The sequence below is a fragment of the Polynucleobacter sp. MWH-UH24A genome (assembly GCF_018687475.1).
Lineage (GTDB): Bacteria > Pseudomonadota > Gammaproteobacteria > Burkholderiales > Burkholderiaceae > Polynucleobacter.
This window is the reverse complement of record NZ_CP061292.1, coordinates 574,393-595,415: the sequence shown is the minus strand read 5'-3', so window position 1 is coordinate 595,415 and position 21,023 is coordinate 574,393. Positions and strand designations below refer to the sequence as shown.

Here is a 21,023-nt window from a genome sequence, read left to right as displayed (position 1 = left end):
GCTTATTGGCGTGCAATCCAATCACTGGTTCTAAGGCGAGCCTCTCGATCAACCGCTAAAACTTCATCTAAAGAGCCTGCCTTTTGACCGGGGAGTTGATTAAGCGCAAACTCAACAGCCTGCGCTATTTTTAAATACGGTAAGCGGTTCTCTAGAAAGGCAGCAACTGCGATCTCATTGGCAGCATTTAGAACCGTTGGGCTCGTCCCCCCCTGCTTTGCAGCAGCAAATGCAAGTCCTAAGCATGGAAAACGCTGCAGATCTGGTTCAGTAAAGTGCAAGCCTGATAACTGAGTCAAATCAAGAGGCGCAACGCCAGCATCGATTCGATTGGGCCAAGCTAAACCAAATGCAATCGGTGTGCGCATATCCGGTTGCCCGAGTTGGGCCATGACCGAGCCATCTCGATAACGCACCATGGAATGCACTACGCTTTCCGGATGAATAAGCACCTTAATTTGCTCAAGGGGGAGGCCAAATAACCAATGTGCCTCAATCACCTCAAGACCCTTGTTCATCATCGTTGCAGAATCAACTGAAATTTTGCGACCCATCACCCAGTTCGGATGAGCACATGCCTGATCCGGTGTGATGTTCGCTAGTTGATCGATTGGGGTGTTTCGGAAAGGGCCTCCGGAAGCCGTTAACCAAATTTCCTCAACCCCCAAATGCTCTTTCATACGCGAGGTATTTTTGGGACTTGTGAAGTGTGGTGGTAAGCACTGAAAAATTGCATTGTGTTCACTATCGATTGGCAGCAACTCTGCGCCACCCTGGATCGCGGCATTCATAAAAATATCACCAGACATCACCAGAGATTCTTTATTCGCAAGCAATACTCGTTTGCCAAGCTCAGCTGCTCGTAAGGTAGGCAAAAGACCCGCGGCACCAACAATGGCAGCCATGACGGTATCGCACTCGCTTTCCGTTACGGCACTCATGAGACCTGCCTCGCCATGATGCACTGCGATCGATAGGCCCTTGCCTTCTAGGAGTTCCTGTAGCGTTTTTGCGTCAGTTGCAGAGTGAACGACTGCGATCTTGGGCCTGAACTCCAAACATTGCTCGGCTAAACGTTGAATTTGTCGACCAGCAGTGAGTGCAGTCACCTTAAATTGATCTGGATGAGCACGTATCACGTCAAGCGTATTCACGCCGATTGATCCGGTAGATCCTAAAATGCAAAGCTTTCGCGTGATGAGATCGTGCATAGTACGAGGTGGTTTTAGCTTCTCACCATTATCGAGAATAATGCAGCAATTGGCATGACGGGCAATAAAGCATCAACGCGATCCAAAAACCCACCATGACCCGGTAATAAATGGCTGCTGTCCTTCACTTTTGCAATCCGTTTGAGCTGAGACTCAAACAGATCTCCCATAATGCTGTAAGCCACCAAAATCACCGTCATCAGGAGCATCCAACCCCAACCCCATTTACTCTGTGAAGCCCCAAATAGGGAATCGCCAGTAGGTAAATACCATGCACAGGCGGTCGCATACATCAAACAGAGTACTAAGCCGCCAACAGCACCCTCCACAGACTTACCCGGACTAATTTGGCTCGCAAGCTTTCGTCGACCAAAGGACTTACCAACAAAATAGGCGCCAATATCAGCAAGCCAAACCAATATCAAAGCACTCAATAACCACCACAAGCCAATCTCACGGAGCACATCCAAAGATAACCAAGCGGTCGGCAAAATAATGAATCCGAGGACACTAAAAATAAATCGCCACCGCAACAATGAAAGATGAATTCCTTGGGATAGGATCATTGGCATACCAATTAGCCAAAAGGCTAGAGCAATGCTCAGTAAAGCAATTTCTACTGAAGGAATTGCAAAGAGCCCTAGGAAAAGAACAATCATGGCGCACACCAGAGCATAAAAATAAGCTGCATACGATGCATTGGGAGCGATTAAGCGACTCCACTCCCAAGCGGCTGCCACGAGAACCAAAAAAAATAAACCAGAGAGATAGATCGGGGGCAGCAAAAATAATACTGGCAACAAAATACCCAGCATAACGATAGCCGTTGCGATCCGAGTTTTAAGCATGCCAATTAGACGGCATCGGAGAGGGGCATCGGGTTGGATTCGTTCACCAATTGCGCACTGGTTCGACCAAAGCGACGCTCCCGTTGGGCATACCAAAGAAAGGCTTTTTGTAGCTCCGCCGCATCAAAATCTGGCCAAAGAATATCGGTGAAATACAGCTCGGTGTAGGCCAGTTGCCACAAAAGAAAATTACTAACCCGCTGTTCTCCGCCTGTGCGAATAAATAGATCGGGCTCTGGCGCATACGCCATGGAAAGATGAGGGGTTAACCACTCCTCTGAAATACTCCCTGGATCAAGATGGGGATTTTGAGCAAATGCTTTTTGCATAGCCTGCAAAATATCCCAACGACCGCCGTAATTGGCTGCGATCGTAAGCGTTAAACGATTGCAATCCTTTGTTTTTTCTTCGGAGAACTCAACCATATCGGTGATTGCACTTCCGAAGCGACTAAGGTCGCCGATCATCTTGAGGCGAATATTATTTTCAGCAAGGCGCGTAACTTCTTTGCGGAGGGATTTAAGAAAGAGCTTCATTAAAAAGCCCACTTCTTCTGGGGGTCTTCGCCAGTTCTCCGAACTAAAGGCAAACAACGTTAAGTACTCAACGTTTTGCTTAACGCACTCCTCAACAACTTTGCGAACGGCCTCGAGTCCCTCTGAATGACCAGCCACACGCGGCATAAATCGCTTGGTTGCCCATCGACCATTACCATCCATGATGATGGCCACATGCTTAGGAACACTACCAACGGCAGGAACGGCGAGCGTGGAGCTGGTAGTGGCTTGGGTCATTTGACCAAATCAAGACGGTTAAACCGTCATGATTTCCTTTTCCTTTTCAACCACTAATTTATCCACGTCTGCCACAAACTTATCAGTCAGTTTCTGGATCTCATCATGGGCACGACGTTCATCATCCTCGGAGATTTCCTTATCTTTGGTAAGGCGCTTTAAATGCTCATTGGCATCGCGTCGCAGATTACGAATCGCTACTTTGGTCTCTTCACCCTCCGCCTTTACGACCTTCGTGAGTTCTTTACGACGCTCTTCGGTCAAGGGAGGCATTGGTACCCGAATAACAGTGCCTTGGGTTGCGGGATTTAGACCAAGGTCTGATTCACGAATCGCCTTCTCAACCACTGCCACCATATTTTTTTCCCAAGGGGTCACATTAATGGTACGCGCATCGGCGAGTCCCAAATTAGCTACTTGCGATATTGGTGTTGGATTACCGTAATAATCCACCATCAGATGCTCCAAAATACCGGGGTTGGCTCGACCAGTTCTAATTTTTGCGAGATTAGCCTTAAACGCCTCAATGGACTTTTGCATTTTTTGATCTGCATTGGTCTTTATTTGTCCAGCCGACATGCCACTCTCCTTTTAAACGTGAACTAGGGTACCTTCTGGTTCACCCCGAACAACACTTAATAATGCACCTGGTTTTAAGATCGAAAACACACGAATAGGTAATTTTCGATCACGGCATAAAGCAAATGCAGTTGCATCCATCACCTGAAGATTTTTGATGAGGCACTCATCAAAGGTAATTGTGGGATACAAGGTTGCGTTTGAATCTTTATTGGGGTCGCTGCTGTAAATACCGTCAACCTTGGTTGCTTTGAGCATCACCTCAACACCCATTTCTGCAGCGCGTAATGCGGCGGCTGTATCGGTAGTAAAAAATGGATTACCCGTTCCAGCAGCAAAGATCACGACCTTGCCTTCTTTCATGGCTCGAATGGCTCTTGGCCGAATATAAGGCTCGACCACTTGATCCATCCGTAAAGCAGACTGCACGCGAGCCTCAACACCTTTTTGTCTGAGCGCATCTTGCAAGGCTAATGAGTTCATCATGGTGGCCAACATCCCCATGTAATCCGCAGTGGCCCGATCCATTCCAGCCGCACCGCCAGCTACCCCACGAAAGATATTGCCGCCACCAATCACGATGGCGATTTCAACACCAAGTTGAACCACCTCAGCGATTTCGGTGACCATGGAATCAATCGTCTTCGGATTGATTCCATAGGCATCCTCACCCATCAGGGCCTCGCCCGACAACTTCAGTAGAACGCGTTGATATCCCGGCATATACCTTACGCAGTTGCCTTTGCAGCAGCAACTTGGGCAGCGACTTCCGCAGCAAAATCGTCTTGACGCTTTTCAATTCCCTCACCTACCACATACAGAGTGAAGGATTTAATCGTCGTATTAGCTGCTTTTAGCATTTGCTCAACGGTTTGCTTATCGTTCTTTACAAAGGCTTGGTTTAACAAAGAGACTTCCTTTAAATACTTTTGCACTGAACCCTCAACCATTTTGGCAGCGATATCGGCCGGCTTGCCCGACTCCAATGCCTTTTGCTCAGCAATCTTGCGCTCGGTAGCAATATTTTCTGCTGGAACATCCGCAGTTGATAGAGAAACGGGCTTCATTGCCGCAATATGCATAGCGACATCTTTGGCCGCCGTTGCATCGCCCTCGTACTCGACCATTACACCAATTCGGTTACCGTGGAGATAAGAAACCAATTGGCCACCACCAGTAAAACGCTTAAAGCGGCGGGGGTTCATGTTCTCACCGATCTTTCCGATCAACTCGGTGCGCACGGCCTCGACAGGCTTACCATTGAGCTCAAGGGTAGCTAATGTGGCGACATCTGCAGGATTCTTCTCGGCAACCAGTTTGGCACAGCCATTACTAAACGCTAAGAAGTCATCATTTTTCGATACGAAATCAGTCTCGCAGTTCACTTCTAATAAAGCACCGGTTGTTCCCTGAATATAGGAAACAATGACACCCTCTGCGGCAATTCGTGAGGCGGCTTTACTGGCTTTGCTTCCCAGTTTCACGCGCAGAATTTCTTCGGCTTTGGCTAAATCACCATCGGCCTCCGTTAATGCTTTTTTGCACTCCATCATGGGAGCATCGGTTTTGGCGCGGAGTTCGCCAACCATTGCTGCAGTAATCGCGGGCATCAGTCTTCCTTCCCTTCTTCAACAAACTCTTCATCGCCCTCTTTCACCGAGTCCAAGACTTGCTGCACAGCATTTGCCTTACCTTCTAGGATGGCATCTGCGATTCCACGAACGTAAAGAATGACCGCTTTACTCGAGTCATCATTACCAGGAACAATGTAATCAACACCCTCTGGAGAATGGTTAGTATCCACCACAGCAATTACTGGGATACCTAACTTATTTGCTTCAGTAATAGCGATTTTGTGATAACCAACGTCTACAACAAAAATGGCGTCGGGTACACCATTGAGGTCCTGAATTCCGCCAAGTGATTTCTGTAACTTATCAAACTCGCGCTCATTGGTGAGGGCATCTTTTTTCGAGAGCTTCTCCCAATCACCAGCCTCTTTTGCGGCAGCCATGTCTTTTAAACGTTTGATGGAGCCTTTAACCGTTTTGAAATTGGTAAGCGTACCTCCAAGCCAACGGCTATCAACGTATGGCATACCAGCGCGGGTCGCCTCTTGGGCAATAATTTCTCGCGACTGGCGCTTGGTACCAACAAAGAGAATCGTGCCACGATTAGCAGCCACCTGACGCACAAATTTCAGGGCATCCTGAAACATGGGCAAGGTCTTCTCTAAATTAATAATATGAATTTTGTTGCGATGGCCAAAAATATAAGGGGCCATCTTGGGGGACCAGAAGCGAGTTTGGTGACCAAAATGGCACCCAGCTTCCAGCATTTCACGCATTGTCACTGACATTACAATCTCCTAAGGGTTGGTTCTAAGATCAAGTCCTGACTGCGCTTAAAAGCGCCACCCTGGATGGCTTGATCTGGGATTTCGGTCTCACCATGAGACCGATTGCAAAATTATACCTTAAATATCAATCCACTAGTGATCAATCAATTACTCGATATCGATCGGATTCGGCCATAATATGATCTATGCATAGTGTATTTACTGATGAAAAAGACCTGCAAGGGATGCGAGAAGCTGGCCGCCTAGCGAGCGAGGTTCTCGATTACATTGGCCCCTTTGTCAAACCCGGAGTTAGCACGGGGGAACTAGATCGTCTTTGCCACACTTATATGCGCGATGTTCAACACACCATTCCGGCCCCACTGAACTATCAACCTCCAGGCTACCCCCCCTTTCCGGCATCGATCTGCACCTCAGTGAATGATGTCATTTGCCATGGCATTCCAGGTGACAAGGTGCTTAAAAATGGGGATGTTGTCAATTTGGATATAACGGTAATCACCCAAGCCGGCTATTTCGGGGATACCAGTCGGATGTTTGCGGTCGGTGATATTTCAATCCTTGCTACACGGCTTAATCAAATCACATTTGAATGCATGTGGCTTGGTATTGCCCAAGTCAAACCCGGAGCTCGTTTAGGCGATATTGGTTTTGCAATTCAATCGCATGCCGAACAGGCTGGCTATTCGGTGGTGCGCGAATACTGCGGCCATGGTATTGGCAAGGTATTTCATCAAGATCCTCAAATTCTTCATTATGGAAAGCCAGGTACGGGAGAAGTGTTAGAAGAGGGGATGACCTTTACGATTGAGCCAATGATCAATGCTGGTCGACGCGAGATTCGGACGATGCCGGATCAATGGACTGTGAAAACAAAAGATCGCAGCCTGTCAGCACAATGGGAGCATACCGTTTTGGTCACTCAACATGGCGTTGAGGTCTTAACCTGGTCTGCAGATACACCCAAGGCTCCCGCTTGTGTTGGCAACCTAAGCTATCGACCTAGCGCAATCGCTGCTTAGTTTTACTTCATCCTCGCAAATTTGGCCATGAGTTCGGAATCCCATCCACTCAAAAATGCTCGCTCATTAGCGTGTTCTGATTTTTTAGCTCATCAGAACGTCGGCAAATTGATGCAACGCTTAACGCAAGCAACTGACCAACAACTTCTGGATTTATGGAATCGCTGTAATCTCAGTACGGATGCCGCTTTGCTAGCCGTTGGTGGCTATGGTCGCTCTGAACTCTTTCCATACTCAGACATTGATATCTTGATCTTGCTTGATGACGCTCGAAGCACTGATCCTGAGTTGCAGTCCAATCTTGAATCCTTTATTGCGCTCTGTTGGGACTCTGGTCTAGAAATTGGCTCGGCCGTTCGCACTCTCTCGGAATGCCTATCCGAGGCGCAACACGACATTACAGTTCGCACCTCGGTGTTAGAAGCTCGCTTATTGGGTGGTCATCGCGGCCTATTCAAATTATTTAAACGCAGCTTCGATGAAGCAATGGATCCCAAAACCTTCTTCCAGGCAAAGTTATTGGAACAACAGCAGCGGCACTACAAGTATCAAGAAACTCCCTACGCACTCGAGCCAAACTGTAAAGAGAGTCCAGGGGGCTTACGCGATCTTCAAATCATCTTGTGGGTCAGTAAAGCAGCTTCGCTAGGCAATAGCTATACCGATTTATTTAAACGGGGTTTAATTACAGAACGCGAGCTCAAAGAACTGAGTCGCAATCAGAAGTTACTGCAAAACATTCGAGCGAATTTGCATTTACTTGCTAAGCGCCGCCAGGATGTTTTGGTATTTGATCTTCAAGCAGGTCTTGCCAAACAAACCGGTATTCATCAAGAATCTGGTCGACTTGCCAGCGAGGAGTTAATGCGCCGTTATTACTGGGCTGCGAAGGCCGTGAGCCAACTCAATACGATTCTTCTCCAAAACATTGAAGCAATCCTGTTCCCAAATGAATCGCGTACGACCTACCCCATCTCCGGATCCGATAACACCATGTTTATCGAACGCCAAGGTTTATTAGATATTGTCGATCCTCAGCTCTATCAAAAGCATCCCGAGCAAATATTACGAACATTTTTAGTATTTGCCCAAAATCCAGCAATCAATGGCCTTTCAGCCAGCGTCTTTCGAGCACTCTATAACGCAAGGCAACTTATGAATGCGTCGTGGCGTAAGGATCCCCGCAATCGAGCGGTGTTTATGGAGCTACTCAAACTGCCCGATGGCGTAACTACCGCCTTTCGTCTAATGAATCAAACCAGTGTTCTGGGGCGCTACTTACCGTCATTTCGGCGTATTGTTGGTCAAATGCAGCATGATTTATTTCATGTGTACACCGTGGATCAACACATCTTAATGGTCTTACGTAATGTGCGGCGTTTCTTGATCCTCGAGCATACGCATGAGTTTCCATTCTGTAGCAACCTCATTGCAAGCTTTGATAAAAACTGGATCATTGCCTTAGCCGCCCTCTTCCATGACATTGCGAAGGGTCGTGGTGGCGATCACTCCGAACTCGGAAAACGCGATGCGCGAACTTTTGCTAAAGAGCATGGCCTAGCCTCTGATGAAACCGAGTTGTTGGTTTGGCTAGTTGCCGAACATCTAACGATGAGTCAGATTGCTCAAAAGCAAGATATTACGGATCCTGCAGTAATTACCGCCTTTGCAAAAAGAATGCGTGACGAACGGCACTTGACCGCACTCTATTTATTGACCGTTGCGGATATCCGGGGTACTAGCCCTAAAGTCTGGAACGCTTGGAAAGGCAAGTTATTGGAGGACCTCTATCGAGCAACTCTACGAGTTCTAGGGGGCGCCAAACCTGATCCATCGTCTGAACTGATTCAACACAAAGAAGAAGCCCTAACCCAACTGCGTTTAGCGGGAATTGATAATGAAGCGCCACAGGCCCTATGGCAACAATTGGATGTGGCCTTTTTCTTACGCCAAGAAGCGAGCGATATTGCGTGGCTTACCCGACACCTCTTTTCACACGTGCATACCAATGAACCCATTGTCCGCGCCCGACTCTCCCAGGCAGGTGAAGGGTTACAAGTTGCGGTTTATGTCAAAGACCAACTGGATTTATTCGCACGAATTTGCGCCTATTTTGAGCGCCATCATTTTTCTATTTGGGATGCACGAATTCATACCACGAAGCATGGCTATGCCTTAGATACTTTCCAAATATCTGGCAGCCACCTAGTTGAAGAAGGTGGTAGTTATCGTGATTTGATTCAGTTAGTCGAATACGAACTCGCAGAGTCCATCAAAAAATCGGCGCCTCTACCTGAACCCAGTATGGGACGCTTATCCCGACAGTCGAAGAGCTTTCCAATCCAAGCTCGCGTTAGCCTCCAACCGGATGAGCGCAATCAGTACTTTGCCCTTACCTTATCAGCGGCAGATCGTTCAGGGCTTTTATACGCGGTAGCAAAGGCCCTTGCCAAATACCAAATATCGCTTCATACCGCCCGAATTAATACGCTAGGCGAACGCGTCGAGGACATCATGTTGCTTGATGGTAGTAACCTCAGCAAGAACCCAAAACTACAAATTCAGCTCGAGACTGAGTTATTGGAAGTGTTAGCGGCCTGATCAAGACGCATTGCTTTTATAAATGCCCTTCGAACTCTTGGGGATTCAACACGACTGATATCTACCCATGTGGCAGATAGGCTCTCGCTTACAGGAGCTTGCTCTATCGGATTAAGCTGATAGCACAGATCAATGTGCCAATGGGCAGCCTCAAGCTTTTTCTTATTTTCAGGAATTAAATGAAAATCTACATCCAAAATCTGTTGATGCGCACGATACGGGCTACATTTCCAACCAGTTTCCTCGTATACCTCACGAATGGCAGCTTCTAGAGGTGTCTCATTCTCATCAATATGACCTCCGGGCTGAAAATACTTACCAATAAATGGATGTCGAATTAGAAGAACCTTATCGTTCTTGATAACAAGTCCGCTGGCGGTAATGTGGCCGCTAATTTGGAACTTATTGTTCCATATCAACTTTGAGTTGATCAAAATTAATTGATTGATTTGACAAAGTAACTCAATGGGGTTAGTGGCAAAATACTTTGTAAGTAAGTGGGCTGAATTCATCTTTATTGGTCAATTGAGAAACCAAAAGAATAAGGCTCAAAGCCCTAAATACCAAACTGATTTTGTTGTCAGTTTTTTCCTACATCTAACATTAAGAGTAGTGTTGCTTCATCCAAAATGGGGATGCCAAGCTCTGTCGCTTTATCAAGCTTGCTTCCCGCTTCGGAACCAGCAACCACGAATGAGGTTTTTTGAGAGACTGAGCCTGCTACTTTCGCTCCGGCTGCCTCAAGCAGTTCTTTTGCTTGGTCTCGAGAGAGTGTTGGTAGCGTACCAGTTAAAACAAAGGTCTTGCCGCTCAGATCAACAGTTGTGATTCGCTCTTCGTTTTGAAACTCAATTCCAGATACCAACAGTTGCTCGATCACCTCGCGGTTATGCGGTTCTGACATAAAACTAACAATTGAATCGGCAACTACTGGTCCAACGTCATTGACCATGAGTAATTCATCCATTGGTGCGTCCATTAAGGCATGGATACCTCCAAAGTGCTTTGCGAGATCTTTGGCAGTACTTTCTCCCACATGACGAATCCCTAATCCAAAGATAAATCGCGCCAGGGTAGTTTTCTTCGATTGCGCAATGGATTGCAAGAGGTTATCCGCAGACTTTTCCCCCATACGTTCCATGTTCACTAAAGCGGCAAAGCCTAAGCGATAGAGATCGGCTGGGGTGCGAACTAGATTGAGATCAACCATCTGATCCACAATTTTGTCACCCAAACCCTCAATGTCCATCGCGCGGCGCTGTGCAAAATGAAGCAATGCCTGCTTGCGTTGTGCCGCGCAAAATAGACCCCCACTGCAACGTGCAACCGCTTCATCCGATAAGCGCTCAATGTGCGACTCGCACACTGGACAATGAGTCGGCATAACAAATACTTGGGTGTTAGAAGGTCTGCGATCTAACACCACTGATACGATTTCTGGTATTACATCCCCTGCGCGACGAACGACCACCGTATCACCGATTCGGACATCTTTACGTCGTACCTCATCCTCGTTATGTAAAGTTGCATTGGTTACCGTAACACCCCCCACCAAAACTGGTGCTAAACGGGCCACAGGAGTAATCGCTCCGGTTCTGCCTACTTGCACATCAATACCTAGGACCATGGTGAATTCTTCTTGCGCAGGATATTTGTGGGCAATTGCAAAACGTGGTGCACGCGATACATAACCCAATTGCTGTTGCTCGGCAAACGAGTTCACTTTATAAACTACGCCATCAATCTCATACGGTAATTGTTCGCGCTTAGCAGCAATCCCCGCGTAGAACTTCATTAAACCGTCCAGTGAACTCACCACCGTTCGCTCTCGACAAACAGGCAAGCCAAGCGCTTCGTACAGATTAAGTAACTCACTATGGGTTGAGGGTAGCCATTGAATTGGCTCTAAAGCACCTAGGCCGTAGGCAAAGAAGCTTAAGGGACGTTTTGCAGTGATCTTTGAATCGAGCTGACGCAAGCTTCCCGCCGCCGCATTGCGTGGGTTTGCAAACTCTTTTTCGCCACTTTTTGCAGCAGTTTTATTCATCGCCTCAAAATCGGCTCGATGCATGAATACTTCGCCACGAACTTCAATCACGTTTGGAAGATTGGTGCCTTGCAAACGCAAAGGGATTGCCCGAATCGTTCGAATATTGCTTGTTACATCCTCGCCACTTGCTCCGTCACCGCGGGTTGCGGCTTGGACTAAAACGCCGTTTTCATAGCGCAAGGAAATTGCCAAACCATCAAACTTCAGTTCGCACGCATATTCCACATGGTCTAGCCCTAAGCCTTCACGACAACGTCGATCAAATCCAATCAGTTCAGATTCCTCAAAAGCATTATTTAGGGAAAGCATTGGAACGGAGTGCCTGACCTCCATAAATTCTTTTAGAGGGGCGCCGCCAACCCGCTGCGATAAGGAGTCTGGGGTCACCCAATCCGGATGTTGGGCCTCAAGATCCAATAACTCACGATACAAGCGGTCATACTCAGCATCAGGAACTAAGGGTTGATCTAAAACGTAATACGCATGCTCGAGTCGGGCAAGCTCCTGCTGCAAATCGTGATAACGATCCGCAGCCGAGGATCTGTGTTGACTCAAGATCGAATCCTAAGAAAATAAACGAAGAGCCGCGCTTGACCCTGCTGGAATGCCTGCTTTATCAAGCTGTGCATAGAGAGAGTCAAGTTGCTCACGAATGATATAAACCGAGTTCTCGGTCAAGTGAACCCCGTTGTCATCAACCAAGCGCCCCTGCAAGGCCTGAGCAACATCGGCAGCCTCATTGAGCATCAGCTCAAAGGGTCGCAAATGACGGGCAACAACTGGTACCTCCAATAGAAAGGTAATCTGTCCAATTGGCGCTTGCCGATCCAAAGTCCCCGTTCGAAAGACTGTCTTACCATCGACCATGTATTCAAAAGAGTTGGCTGCAGTGTTTAGTCGATATCCTCTTTGCGTTAACGAAGACTCAATGTGAGGCCAAGACCATGTTTGCTGATCGAACACAATGTTCATTCCCAACAAAATGTCACTCTGAGCCGCTAAGGCATCTAACTCTTTTGCACTATCGAGCATCGCATTTACCGCTGGCATATCAATTTGGGCATCCAAGGACTCCGCCAGCGCCTGAACACGAGAACAAAAATCCGATAGCTCGAGAACCCCAATCGGACCACGTCGATTGGCGAGTTGAACCGCAAGCTGAATCTCAAGGTAAGAGTGATTCGCCTCAAGGGTTTCCCAAACGCCTTCCTGAGGGCCGGTTGCATGAAGACCATCGACCATCCATGGAATGGGAAGATCGGCCCAGGATTTCAGAGCCTCTAAGATTTCGATACCAGAAATAGCCTGGTTAAAACGCAAAGCAATCACACAATCGATCCGAGGATCAATGGTTTGCGATCCGAGTTGTTGATTGAATACGTCTACCGAAACAGGGGCGGTCTCGAGCGGCTCCGTGTTGAGAGTATTAGAACTTGGCTCAACACGCTCTTCCGTTTCATTTGATTTTGCTCGGGCATTACGGACGTTATAAATCACCACCCAAATTAAGAATAGAACCCCAACCGCTCCAAGTGCTAGTTGAAGCTCAGACAAACCCAATTGAGACGCGAACTGGTCAAGCGGCATTAAGCCGCCTCCACCATCGAAACAGCCGATGCAATATCAACGGCTACGATCCGTGATACGCCTTGTTCTTGCATCGTCACGCCAATCAGTTGGCTGGCAATTTCCATGGTGATCTTGTTATGTGAAATAAAGACAAATTGGGTTTTATCTGACATTCTTGAGACCATCTCAGAATAGCGCATCGTATTGGCATCATCAAGGGGGGCATCCACCTCATCAAGCAAACAGAATGGGGCAGGATTTAGCAAAAATAAGGAAAAGACCAGAGCAATTGCTGTCAAGGCTTTCTCACCGCCCGAAAGCAAATGGATCGTGCTGTTTTTCTTGCCAGGTGGTTGTGCCATGACCTGCACACCCGCGTCCAAAATCTCTTCACCGGTCATCACTAATTGCGCATGACCGCCACCAAAGAGCTCTGGGAATAATCGCCCGAAATGCGTATTCACCTGATCAAATGTACCTTGCAATAAATCACGCGTTTCTGCATCAATCTTTGCAATCGCATCGGTCAAGGTCTGAATCGCCTCATTTAAATCGGCTGATTGCGCATCCAAGAATGACTTGCGCTCGCGGCTACTTGATAGCTCCTCAAGAGCGGCCATATTCACTGGTCCTAGTGATTGGATCTCATTATTCAGGCGCGTGACTTCGCCTTGCAAGCTACTTGCACGCAGATCGGGGCTGTAACGCTCGGCAAGGGCTTGGAAATCTGCCTCGTCATCATTCAATAGGGTTGTGAACTGTTCGTAACTTAAGCGGGCTGCCTGCTCTCGCAACTGCAGATCAACCACTCGGTCGCGCATCGGCTGCAGGGTTTGCTCGAGCATTAAACGTGCTTCATCCGCCTGACGCAATTGGTGCTGCATTGCCTCTTGTTCCGTTCTCGCCTTTGCTAACGCAGCTTCGCGCTCAGAACGGGTTACCAATAAGCTTTGTAATTTATTTTGTGCAGCCTCATCGCTTAAGGTTTTCAACTCATTTTGATTGGCATCAAAACGGTCCTGAAGTTCCATAATTTGGGTTCTGGCGGTACTTTGATCGCGCTGTAAATCGCTAATACGTTGCTGTAGAGAGCGGGTATTAAATGCGGCCTCTTGGGCAGTCATTTCTGCTTGACGCACGGCAAGACGCAATTGCTCCCGAGATGCGCTGGCCTGCTCTAAGCCATTCTGAGCAGTGGCGAGCTGAGACTCCAGAGTCGCTTTTTGAGCGTTGGCATCATGGAGCTGCCCCTCGGTTTGGGTCTTCGCCTCGGAAATACTCTTTAGCTGTTGATTGATTTCCGATAACTCAGAATCGATTTGTGCAGCCCGGGTGCTGTACTGCTCTTTGGCTTGCACTAGCTGCATTTTTTCAACTTCAAAGGCATGCGCCTCCTGAACCGCTTGATCGGCTGCGATTCGGGACTGATCGGCAGCAGCACGTGCAGCCTGGTAGTTCGCATTGGCTTGCTCGAGCTCGCTTTGTAACTCGCTCTGAATCAACTGCTGTGCTTTGAGTTGTTTCTCAAGGCTTGCCATTTCTTGTGCACGAGCTAACATCCCGGCCTGTTCAGAATCAGGCGCGTACAACTGAACACCAGCGCGTGTCACCAGATGCCCTTGTGCAGTAACTAACGCAGCACCACGGCCGAGCTGCGTCCGTCGGCGTAAAGCATCTTCCAAGGTGTCGGCAATATAAATATTACTCAGCCACTCTTGCAAAACATTGGAAATCACACCAGATGCCTGAACCCGAGAAAGAAATGGCACAAATCCGGATGGAGCCTTAATATCGCCCGACTCTAAATCATCCGTTAAGAGAATAGCTAATCGGCTCGGTGGCGCCTCTTTAGCTAAGATCAGGGTCTCATTCAGACTTTTACCAGTTAATGCCGCTAGGCGTTCACGCAAAACAGATTCGAGAGCAGGTTCCCACCCTTTTTCAACCTTGAGCTCTTGCCAGAGACGTTTACTTTCTTTTAAACCTTTGCTTTCTAACCACGGACCGATCTTGCCTTGCGCTTGAACGCTTGCTTGTAAAGCAGTGAGCGCACTAAGTTTGGCCTCGCTTTGCTGCACATCCTGATTAGCCTTTTGTATCTGATCCAATGCCGACTGACGCTTGGCGTCTGTTGCGGGTACGTGTTCTTGATTCTGAGAAGCCTTTGCTTTTGCCTCATCGGCTTTACGTTGAGCCATGATGTGACGATCCGTAGCCATTTGTAGAGCTTCTTCATCTGGTTTGCGCATCGTCGCCAACTCATCCTGCAAACGCGTTGCCCGAGCAGTGGCATCCTCAAACTGCACCGCACCAGCATGAATACGCTCTTGCAAACTAACGAGTCGTTGCTCAAGGCTCGCTAATGCAGAGCGTGCCTCATCAAGTGCTTGGGTCGCCAACTGAAAACGCTCATCTTGACTTGGTGATTGCGCTTGAAGGTCGTAAAACTCTGCTTGCAGTTTTGCTTCGTTTTCGCTGGCTGCCCGAAACTCCTGCTCCGCTTGACGCTGTGCTTGAGCGGCCTCTTTCTCTTGCGTCGTCCAACGATCAAGTTGCGCTTGTAAATCAGCCACTTGCTCTTGAAGGCGTTGACGAGATTCTTGAACGTATTTAATCTCCGCTTCAACTTGGTTGATTTCCGCATTCGTTTCGTACAGATCACCTTGAGCTTTTGATACCACATCCTGCAGTGCATACTGCTCGGTGCGCATTGTTTCCAGTTCAGATTCTGCATGACGCAGCTTCGCTGTTTCCTCTTCCAGTTTCACTTGGGTTTCACGAATCGAGTTAGCGTGTTTCTCTTGTTCCTTACCCGATTCCGTTTGCTTCACAAACCAGAGCAGTTGCTGCTGCGCTTTCATTTGAGTCTGAAGCTCGTTGTGACGGCTAGCGACCTGCGCCTGCGCCTCCAAGCGGGCTAACTGCTGCTCTAGCTCCCGCAAAATATCCTGCACGCGCACGAGATTCTCTTGGGTGTCTTCTAAGCGGGCAGCCGTTTCTTTGCGGCGCTCTTTATATTTCGAGACGCCGGCAGCCTCTTCCAAAAATACCCGCAACTCTTCAGGCTTTGACTCCAAAATACGAGAAATGGTGCCCTGACCAATAATGGCATAAGCTCGCGGACCAAGGCCAGTTCCGAGAAAGATATCCTGGACGTCCTTGCGGCGCACCACTTGGTTATTGATGTAGTAACTGGAGTTGCCGTCGCGGGTCAAGACCCGCTTGACTGAAAGCTCAGCAAAACTTGACCATTGGCCCTGCGCACGACCATCGGCATTATCAAAAATGAGCTCAACACTGGCGCGGCCGGATGGCTTTCGTAAGCCAGAGCCATTAAAAATAACGTCTTGCATTGACTCGCCACGCAACTCACTTGCCCGCGATTCTCCGAGTACCCAGCGAACTGCATCAATGATGTTTGATTTGCCACAACCATTCGGACCAACTACACCAATTAACTGGCCGGGTAACTCAAAATGGGTTGGGTCAACAAAAGATTTAAAGCCAGATAATTTGATTGATTTCAGTTGCACGGATGTTCTTCTTAGTAAGGCAAATTAGGGAAATAATGGTCTAAACGCTGTAATCCATGATGATAACAATCTCAGGGGCATTTAACCCTTCCGTGCAAGCCCCAATATAATGATTATTGAGCAATCAAAAATCAATTTTTCTAAAAATCCTTATCAATCCTATAGTTACCTCTCCTTATGACGCAAGCCCTACAAAACACCATTGATCAAGCCTGGGAAAACCGCAGCAATCTGTCCCCAAGCTCCGCTCCGACCGATATCAAGCAAGCAGTCAGCATGGTTTTAGAAGGTCTTAACAATGGCTCGATCCGAGTTGCTGAAAAACGGGCAGTTGGTCAATGGGATGTCAATCAATGGGTCAAAAAGGCGGTTCTACTTTCGTTTCGCCTTGAGGACAATCAACCGATGGCTGCAGGTGGGTTTACTCAGTTTTACGATAAGGTGCCTAGCAAATTCATCAATTACTCACCCGAAGACTTTGCTAAGGGCGGATTTCGGGTGGTACCACCTGCTTTTGCACGTCGCGGGTCATTCATTGGCAAAAACGTTGTACTCATGCCTTCGTATGTGAATATTGGCGCCTACGTGGACGAAGGCTCAATGGTCGATACCTGGGCCACGGTCGGATCATGCGCACAAATCGGTAAAAACGTTCACCTCTCTGGCGGCGTTGGTATTGGTGGTGTTCTAGAGCCCATTCAAGCAGGCCCTGTCATCATCGAAGACAACTGCTTTATTGGCGCTCGCTCTGAAGTGGTTGAGGGAGTTGTAATCGAAGAGAACAGCGTTCTCTCGATGGGTGTCTATATTGGCCAGAGCACCAAGATTTATGACCGCGAGACCGGTGAGGTTCATTATGGTCGGGTGCCCGCAGGATCGGTAGTGGTTCCAGGATCGATTCCAGCGAGTAACGGTAAATACAGTCTGTATGCGGCAGTGATTGTGAAAAAAGTGGATGCCCAGACTCGGGCAAAAACAGCGATTAACGAACTCTTGCGTGACTAATTGATGACCTCGGCCCTTTTGCTGACTAAAGAACTCATTGCATGTCGCTCGGTCACCCCTGCGGATGGCGGTTGCCAAGAACTGATTGCAAAGAGGTTAACAGCGATCGGCTTTGAAGTTGAAACCATCGTTAGCGGACCAAAGGAATTTCAAGTGACTAATCTTTGGGCAATTAAACGGGGTTCCAATCCTCAAGGAAAAGTATTGGCCTTTGCTGGACACACAGACGTTGTACCTACTGGACCACTTGAGCAGTGGACCAATGATCCCTTTATACCCACGGAGCGCGATCAATTTCTGTACGGTCGCGGCGCGGCGGATATGAAAACCTCCCTCGCGGGGTTTGTGGTGGCAACCGAAGAATTTGTGAAAACACACCCCAATCACTCTGGATCAATTGCGTTTTTAATTACAAGTGATGAAGAAGGTCCCGCCCATGATGGCACTGTGATCGTATGCGATCTTCTTAAAAAGCGGGGTCAGAAACTGGATTACTGCATCATTGGTGAACCCACATCCGTCGAGCGTTTAGGCGACATGATCAAAAATGGGCGTCGTGGGTCGCTCTCAGGAAAACTTAAAGTCAAAGGGGTGCAAGCGCATATCGCCTACCCTCACTTAGGGCGCAATCCAATTCATGAGATTGCTCCAGCGCTTGCAGCATTAGTGGCCAAGGAGTGGGATCATGGTAATCAGTACTTTCAACCAACTAGCTTTCAGATCTCAAATGTTCATGCGGGCACGGGCGCAAACAATATTATTCCGGGTGAGTTGGTGATTGACTTTAATTTCCGATTCTCAACCGAAAGCACACCAGAGCAATTAAAAGCGGCAGTTGAGTCGATCTTGCGAGAGGCTAATCTTCAGTTCGGTATCGACTGGACTTTAGGTGGTGAGCCGTTCTTAACTGGTGATGGAGAATTAGCAGGCGCTATGCGCGAGGCCATTTTGGCAGAGACTGAAGTTCAAACCGAGCTCTCGACTACCGGTGGCACTAGCGATGGTCGATTCATTGCCAAAATTTGCTCCCAACTCATTGAGTTTGGGCCTGTGAACGCAACCAGTCACAAGATTGATGAACGTGTGGCACTGAACTCAATTGAACCTCTAAAAAATATTTATCGTCGCGCACTTGAAAAGCTAATTGCCTAAGGATTTGCTGGGTTAACCTATTCGCATGGACCCCATTCCCATACCAACTAATTTGTCTGTGATGACAATTGATGCATGTTGTCAACGCGTTCAGGATGTTTTGGAATCAGCTGATCTTCATTACGGACATGGTGCGAGTGATGCGCAGTCCGAAGCATTGTGGATTGTCAGCAAACAATTGGAGCAGTCACCCTCCGAAACGCTCGAACAATTGGCATTCACGATTTCTGAAGAGCTCAGCCAAAAAGCACTGGAGATCGCTCAAAAACGGATTGAATCGCGCCAACCCCTAGCCTATCTTTTGGGTGAGGCGTGGTTAATGGGCGTACCGTTTGATTGCACCCCGCAAAGCATCATCCCGCGCTCCTTCATCGCTGAGTTAATTGTTCATGAATCGTTTGAGTCCTGGTTACCCGCAGATGGCAAGGTGCTTGATTTATGCACTGGTAATGGTTCGTTGGCAGTGCTGATGGCACTTTGCTACCCTGACCTTCAGGTTACAGCGAGTGATCTTTCTCTACCAGCGCTCGCTCTCGCTGCTCGCAATCTTGATCGCCATCACTTAAGTGACCGTATTGAATTACTGCATGGAGACCTATGGGAACCGATTGCAAGGCAGGATTTGCAATTTGATTTAATTATTTGCAATCCACCCTATGTCAATGAGCAATCGATGCAAGGTCTGCCACCCGAGTACCGTGCTGAACCACCCGAAGCGCTTGCTGGTGGAGCAGATGGCATGGATCTGATTCGTCAGATCATTGCCTCAGCCAGTGAATACCTCCATGAACGCGGCGCATTAGTACTTGAAATTGGCAATGAGTATGATCACTTCCAAAAAGCCTTTGGACATCTTTCACCAATTTGGATGGAAGTATCCGCAGGTGATCGGCAAATCTGTTTGATTGAGGCAGAAGATCTACGCCACTAAAGCCAATCAGAATAGGTCGTTCGCCGCAGCGATTGCCTCATCAATCCGCTCAACAGCAATCATTTGTAAATCAGTAATTTTTGATTTTGGTAAATTAGCCTTAGGAACAATGGCGATCTTAAATCCTAATTTAGCAGCCTCCTTCAATCGTTCCTGACCCCGAGGGCATGGACGAATTTCTCCAGCCAAACCAACTTCACCAAAGACCACCAAATGCTTTGGTAGAGCCCGATTGCGGATTGAGGATGTGATGGCCAGTAGAACTGCCAGATCAGCGGCGGGCTCGGTAATTTTGACCCCACCCACGGCATTGAGAAAAACATCTTGATCAAAACAAGCGATACCTGCGTGACGGTGCAAAACCGCTAACAGCATCGCCAAACGCGCTTGTTCTAAACCAACCGCTAGGCGTCTAGGATTCGGAATATGCGCCGTATCAACCAGCGCCTGAATCTCAACCAACAGCGGTCGACTACCCTCTTGGGTTACCAATACACAAGATCCAGGTACCGTTTGCGGGTGTTGCGATAGAAAAAGTGCAGAGGGATTATTAACCCCTTTAAGACCTTTCTCGGTCATCGCAAAGACGCCAAGCTCGTTAACTGCCCCAAAGCGGTTTTTAATTGAGCGCACAAGACGAAATGAAGAATGCGTATCGCCCTCGAAATACAAAACGGTATCCACAATATGCTCCAGCACACGAGGACCAGCCAGATGACCATCTTTCGTAACGTGGCCAACCAATAAAATACAGATCCCACTTGATTTTGCTAGCCGCGTTAATTGGGCGGCGCATTCTCGAACTTGAGCAACCGATCCAGGCGCCGATGTAAATGCCTCGGAATAGAGCGTTTGAATCGAGTCAACCACCAAAACCTGCGGTTGGGCAGCCTCAACCGAGAGCAATAACTTTTCGAGCTGAATCTCTGCCAAGATTTCAAGTTGAGGTGCGTTGAGGGAAATTCGCTGAGCACGCAACGCAATTTGAGCGGCAGACTCCTCTCCGGAGCTATATAAAACATCGACCCCTTGCATACTTAGCTCAGCTAAGGCTTGCAATAATAAGGTGGACTTCCCAATACCTGGATCACCGCCGAGTAAGACCACACCACCTGCCACCAATCCTCCGCCTAAGACGCGATCGAGTTCAACAATTCCGGTTGGTAATCGTGGCGAATCCTGTGCCTCAATGCTCACCAATCTTTGTCGTGGGATTGACTTGGCAAGCCCTTGAAAACGATGGTTTGTAGTCTCGGCGAGAGACTCTTCAAGCGTGTTCCATGCATCGCATGCAGGACATTGACCTTGCCATTTTGGAGAACTGCCCCCACAGGCCTGGCAAACGTAAAGTGTTTTGGTCTTTGCCATA

General features: G+C 48.1%; 17 protein-coding genes. 5 read left to right on the top strand and 12 right to left on the bottom strand.

What is annotated here, in order from left to right:
• Positions 1 to 2 precede the first annotated feature (2 nt).
• From ispC to rpsB, 7 genes are read right to left on the bottom strand one after another with little or no spacing between them, the layout of a single operon-like run.
• Positions 3 to 1,211, bottom strand: coding sequence for a 1-deoxy-D-xylulose-5-phosphate reductoisomerase (gene ispC / locus ICV32_RS03115; RefSeq protein WP_215371839.1), 1,209 nt, complete (start codon positions 1,209 to 1,211; stop codon positions 3 to 5).
• 14 nt (positions 1,212 to 1,225) lie between these two features.
• Positions 1,226 to 2,059 carry a phosphatidate cytidylyltransferase gene (locus ICV32_RS03110; RefSeq protein WP_215371837.1) on the bottom strand — a complete coding sequence of 278 codons (834 nt, stop codon included), beginning with the start codon at positions 2,057 to 2,059 and terminating at the stop codon, positions 1,226 to 1,228.
• A gap of 5 nt (positions 2,060 to 2,064) precedes the next feature.
• Complete coding sequence (locus tag ICV32_RS03105) at positions 2,065 to 2,853, bottom strand: isoprenyl transferase (RefSeq protein ID WP_215371836.1); 789 nt, start codon at positions 2,851 to 2,853, stop codon at positions 2,065 to 2,067.
• An 18-nt stretch (positions 2,854 to 2,871) separates the two neighbouring features.
• The gene (gene frr, locus ICV32_RS03100; protein WP_215371835.1) at positions 2,872 to 3,432 is read right to left on the bottom strand and encodes a ribosome recycling factor; all 561 of its coding nucleotides are present in this window, start codon (positions 3,430 to 3,432) and stop codon (positions 2,872 to 2,874) included.
• Between the two features lie 12 nt (positions 3,433 to 3,444).
• Complete coding sequence (gene pyrH, locus ICV32_RS03095) at positions 3,445 to 4,155, bottom strand: UMP kinase (protein ID WP_215371833.1); 711 nt, start codon at positions 4,153 to 4,155, stop codon at positions 3,445 to 3,447.
• 5 nt (positions 4,156 to 4,160) lie between these two features.
• Positions 4,161 to 5,042 (bottom strand): translation elongation factor Ts, encoded by an 882-nt coding sequence (gene tsf, locus ICV32_RS03090; protein ID WP_215371832.1) that lies wholly within the window; start codon positions 5,040 to 5,042, stop codon positions 4,161 to 4,163.
• Positions 5,042 to 5,791 carry a 30S ribosomal protein S2 gene (gene rpsB, locus ICV32_RS03085; RefSeq protein ID WP_215371831.1) on the bottom strand — a complete coding sequence of 250 codons (750 nt, stop codon included), beginning with the start codon at positions 5,789 to 5,791 and terminating at the stop codon, positions 5,042 to 5,044. The genes tsf and rpsB overlap by 1 nt, the downstream gene beginning before the upstream one ends.
• Positions 5,792 to 5,976: 185 nt before the next feature.
• Here rpsB and map point away from each other — a divergent pair, with 185 nt between their 5' ends.
• Both map and ICV32_RS03075 read left to right on the top strand, forming a co-directional pair.
• Positions 5,977 to 6,813 carry a type I methionyl aminopeptidase gene (gene map / locus ICV32_RS03080; protein WP_215371829.1) on the top strand — a complete coding sequence of 279 codons (837 nt, stop codon included), beginning with the start codon at positions 5,977 to 5,979 and terminating at the stop codon, positions 6,811 to 6,813.
• Positions 6,814 to 6,840: 27 nt separating this feature from the next.
• Positions 6,841 to 9,414, top strand: coding sequence for a [protein-PII] uridylyltransferase (locus ICV32_RS03075; RefSeq protein WP_215371828.1), 2,574 nt, complete (start codon positions 6,841 to 6,843; stop codon positions 9,412 to 9,414).
• Here ICV32_RS03075 and ICV32_RS03070 read toward each other — a convergent pair.
• The 4 genes from ICV32_RS03070 to smc all read right to left on the bottom strand — a co-directional run bounded on the left by ICV32_RS03070 (position 9,375) and on the right by smc (position 16,566).
• Entirely contained in the window at positions 9,375 to 9,926 is a 552-nt protein-coding gene (locus ICV32_RS03070) for an NUDIX hydrolase (protein ID WP_215371826.1), read from the bottom strand. The two genes, ICV32_RS03075 and ICV32_RS03070, sit on opposite strands and share 40 nt — an antisense overlap.
• Before the next feature lie 68 nt (positions 9,927 to 9,994).
• A complete protein-coding gene (gene ligA / locus ICV32_RS03065; protein WP_251371913.1) occupies positions 9,995 to 12,019 on the bottom strand; it encodes an NAD-dependent DNA ligase LigA in 2,025 nt (674 codons plus the stop codon).
• Positions 12,020 to 12,028: 9 nt separating this feature from the next.
• Positions 12,029 to 13,051 carry a cell division protein ZipA C-terminal FtsZ-binding domain-containing protein gene (locus ICV32_RS03060; RefSeq protein WP_215371825.1) on the bottom strand — a complete coding sequence of 341 codons (1,023 nt, stop codon included), beginning with the start codon at positions 13,049 to 13,051 and terminating at the stop codon, positions 12,029 to 12,031.
• A complete protein-coding gene (gene smc, locus ICV32_RS03055; RefSeq protein ID WP_215371823.1) occupies positions 13,051 to 16,566 on the bottom strand; it encodes a chromosome segregation protein SMC in 3,516 nt (1,171 codons plus the stop codon). Before smc ends, ICV32_RS03060 begins: the two co-directional genes overlap by 1 nt.
• 177 nt (positions 16,567 to 16,743) lie before the next feature.
• Between smc and dapD the strand changes: the two genes are divergently transcribed.
• From dapD to prmB, 3 genes are all read left to right on the top strand, one after another.
• A complete protein-coding gene (dapD, locus tag ICV32_RS03050; RefSeq protein WP_215371822.1) occupies positions 16,744 to 17,571 on the top strand; it encodes a 2,3,4,5-tetrahydropyridine-2,6-dicarboxylate N-succinyltransferase in 828 nt (275 codons plus the stop codon).
• A 3-nt stretch (positions 17,572 to 17,574) separates the two neighbouring features.
• The gene (dapE, locus tag ICV32_RS03045) at positions 17,575 to 18,723 is read left to right on the top strand and encodes a succinyl-diaminopimelate desuccinylase (RefSeq protein ID WP_215371821.1); all 1,149 of its coding nucleotides are present in this window, start codon (positions 17,575 to 17,577) and stop codon (positions 18,721 to 18,723) included.
• A 61-nt stretch (positions 18,724 to 18,784) separates the two neighbouring features.
• Positions 18,785 to 19,654, top strand: coding sequence for a 50S ribosomal protein L3 N(5)-glutamine methyltransferase (gene prmB / locus ICV32_RS03040; RefSeq protein ID WP_215372516.1), 870 nt, complete (start codon positions 18,785 to 18,787; stop codon positions 19,652 to 19,654).
• Positions 19,655 to 19,660: 6 nt separating this feature from the next.
• On the opposite strand, the gene radA is transcribed toward prmB, so the two are convergent.
• On the bottom strand, positions 19,661 to 21,022 hold the full coding sequence (gene radA, locus ICV32_RS03035; protein WP_215371820.1) for a DNA repair protein RadA: 1,362 nt from the start codon (positions 21,020 to 21,022) through the stop codon (positions 19,661 to 19,663).
• Position 21,023 lies beyond the last annotated feature (1 nt).

Coding starts and splice junctions, on each gene's coding strand:
- ispC (WP_215371839.1), bottom strand. CDS start 1,211: ATGCACGATCTCATCACGCGAAAGCTTTGCATTTTAGGATCTACCGGA.
- ICV32_RS03110 (WP_215371837.1), bottom strand. CDS start 2,059: ATGCTTAAAACTCGGATCGCAACGGCTATCGTTATGCTGGGTATTTTG.
- ICV32_RS03105 (WP_215371836.1), bottom strand. CDS start 2,853: ATGACCCAAGCCACTACCAGCTCCACGCTCGCCGTTCCTGCCGTTGGT.
- frr (WP_215371835.1), bottom strand. CDS start 3,432: ATGTCGGCTGGACAAATAAAGACCAATGCAGATCAAAAAATGCAAAAG.
- pyrH (WP_215371833.1), bottom strand. CDS start 4,155: ATGCCGGGATATCAACGCGTTCTACTGAAGTTGTCGGGCGAGGCCCTG.
- tsf (WP_215371832.1), bottom strand. CDS start 5,042: ATGCCCGCGATTACTGCAGCAATGGTTGGCGAACTCCGCGCCAAAACC.
- rpsB (WP_215371831.1), bottom strand. CDS start 5,791: ATGTCAGTGACAATGCGTGAAATGCTGGAAGCTGGGTGCCATTTTGGT.
- map (WP_215371829.1), top strand. CDS start 5,977: ATGCATAGTGTATTTACTGATGAAAAAGACCTGCAAGGGATGCGAGAA.
- ICV32_RS03075 (WP_215371828.1), top strand. CDS start 6,841: ATGAGTTCGGAATCCCATCCACTCAAAAATGCTCGCTCATTAGCGTGT.
- ICV32_RS03070 (WP_215371826.1), bottom strand. CDS start 9,926: ATGAATTCAGCCCACTTACTTACAAAGTATTTTGCCACTAACCCCATT.
- ICV32_RS03060 (WP_215371825.1), bottom strand. CDS start 13,051: ATGCCGCTTGACCAGTTCGCGTCTCAATTGGGTTTGTCTGAGCTTCAA.
- dapD (WP_215371822.1), top strand. CDS start 16,744: ATGACGCAAGCCCTACAAAACACCATTGATCAAGCCTGGGAAAACCGC.
- dapE (WP_215371821.1), top strand. CDS start 17,575: ATGACCTCGGCCCTTTTGCTGACTAAAGAACTCATTGCATGTCGCTCG.
- prmB (WP_215372516.1), top strand. CDS start 18,785: ATGACAATTGATGCATGTTGTCAACGCGTTCAGGATGTTTTGGAATCA.
- radA (WP_215371820.1), bottom strand. CDS start 21,022: ATGGCAAAGACCAAAACACTTTACGTTTGCCAGGCCTGTGGGGGCAGT.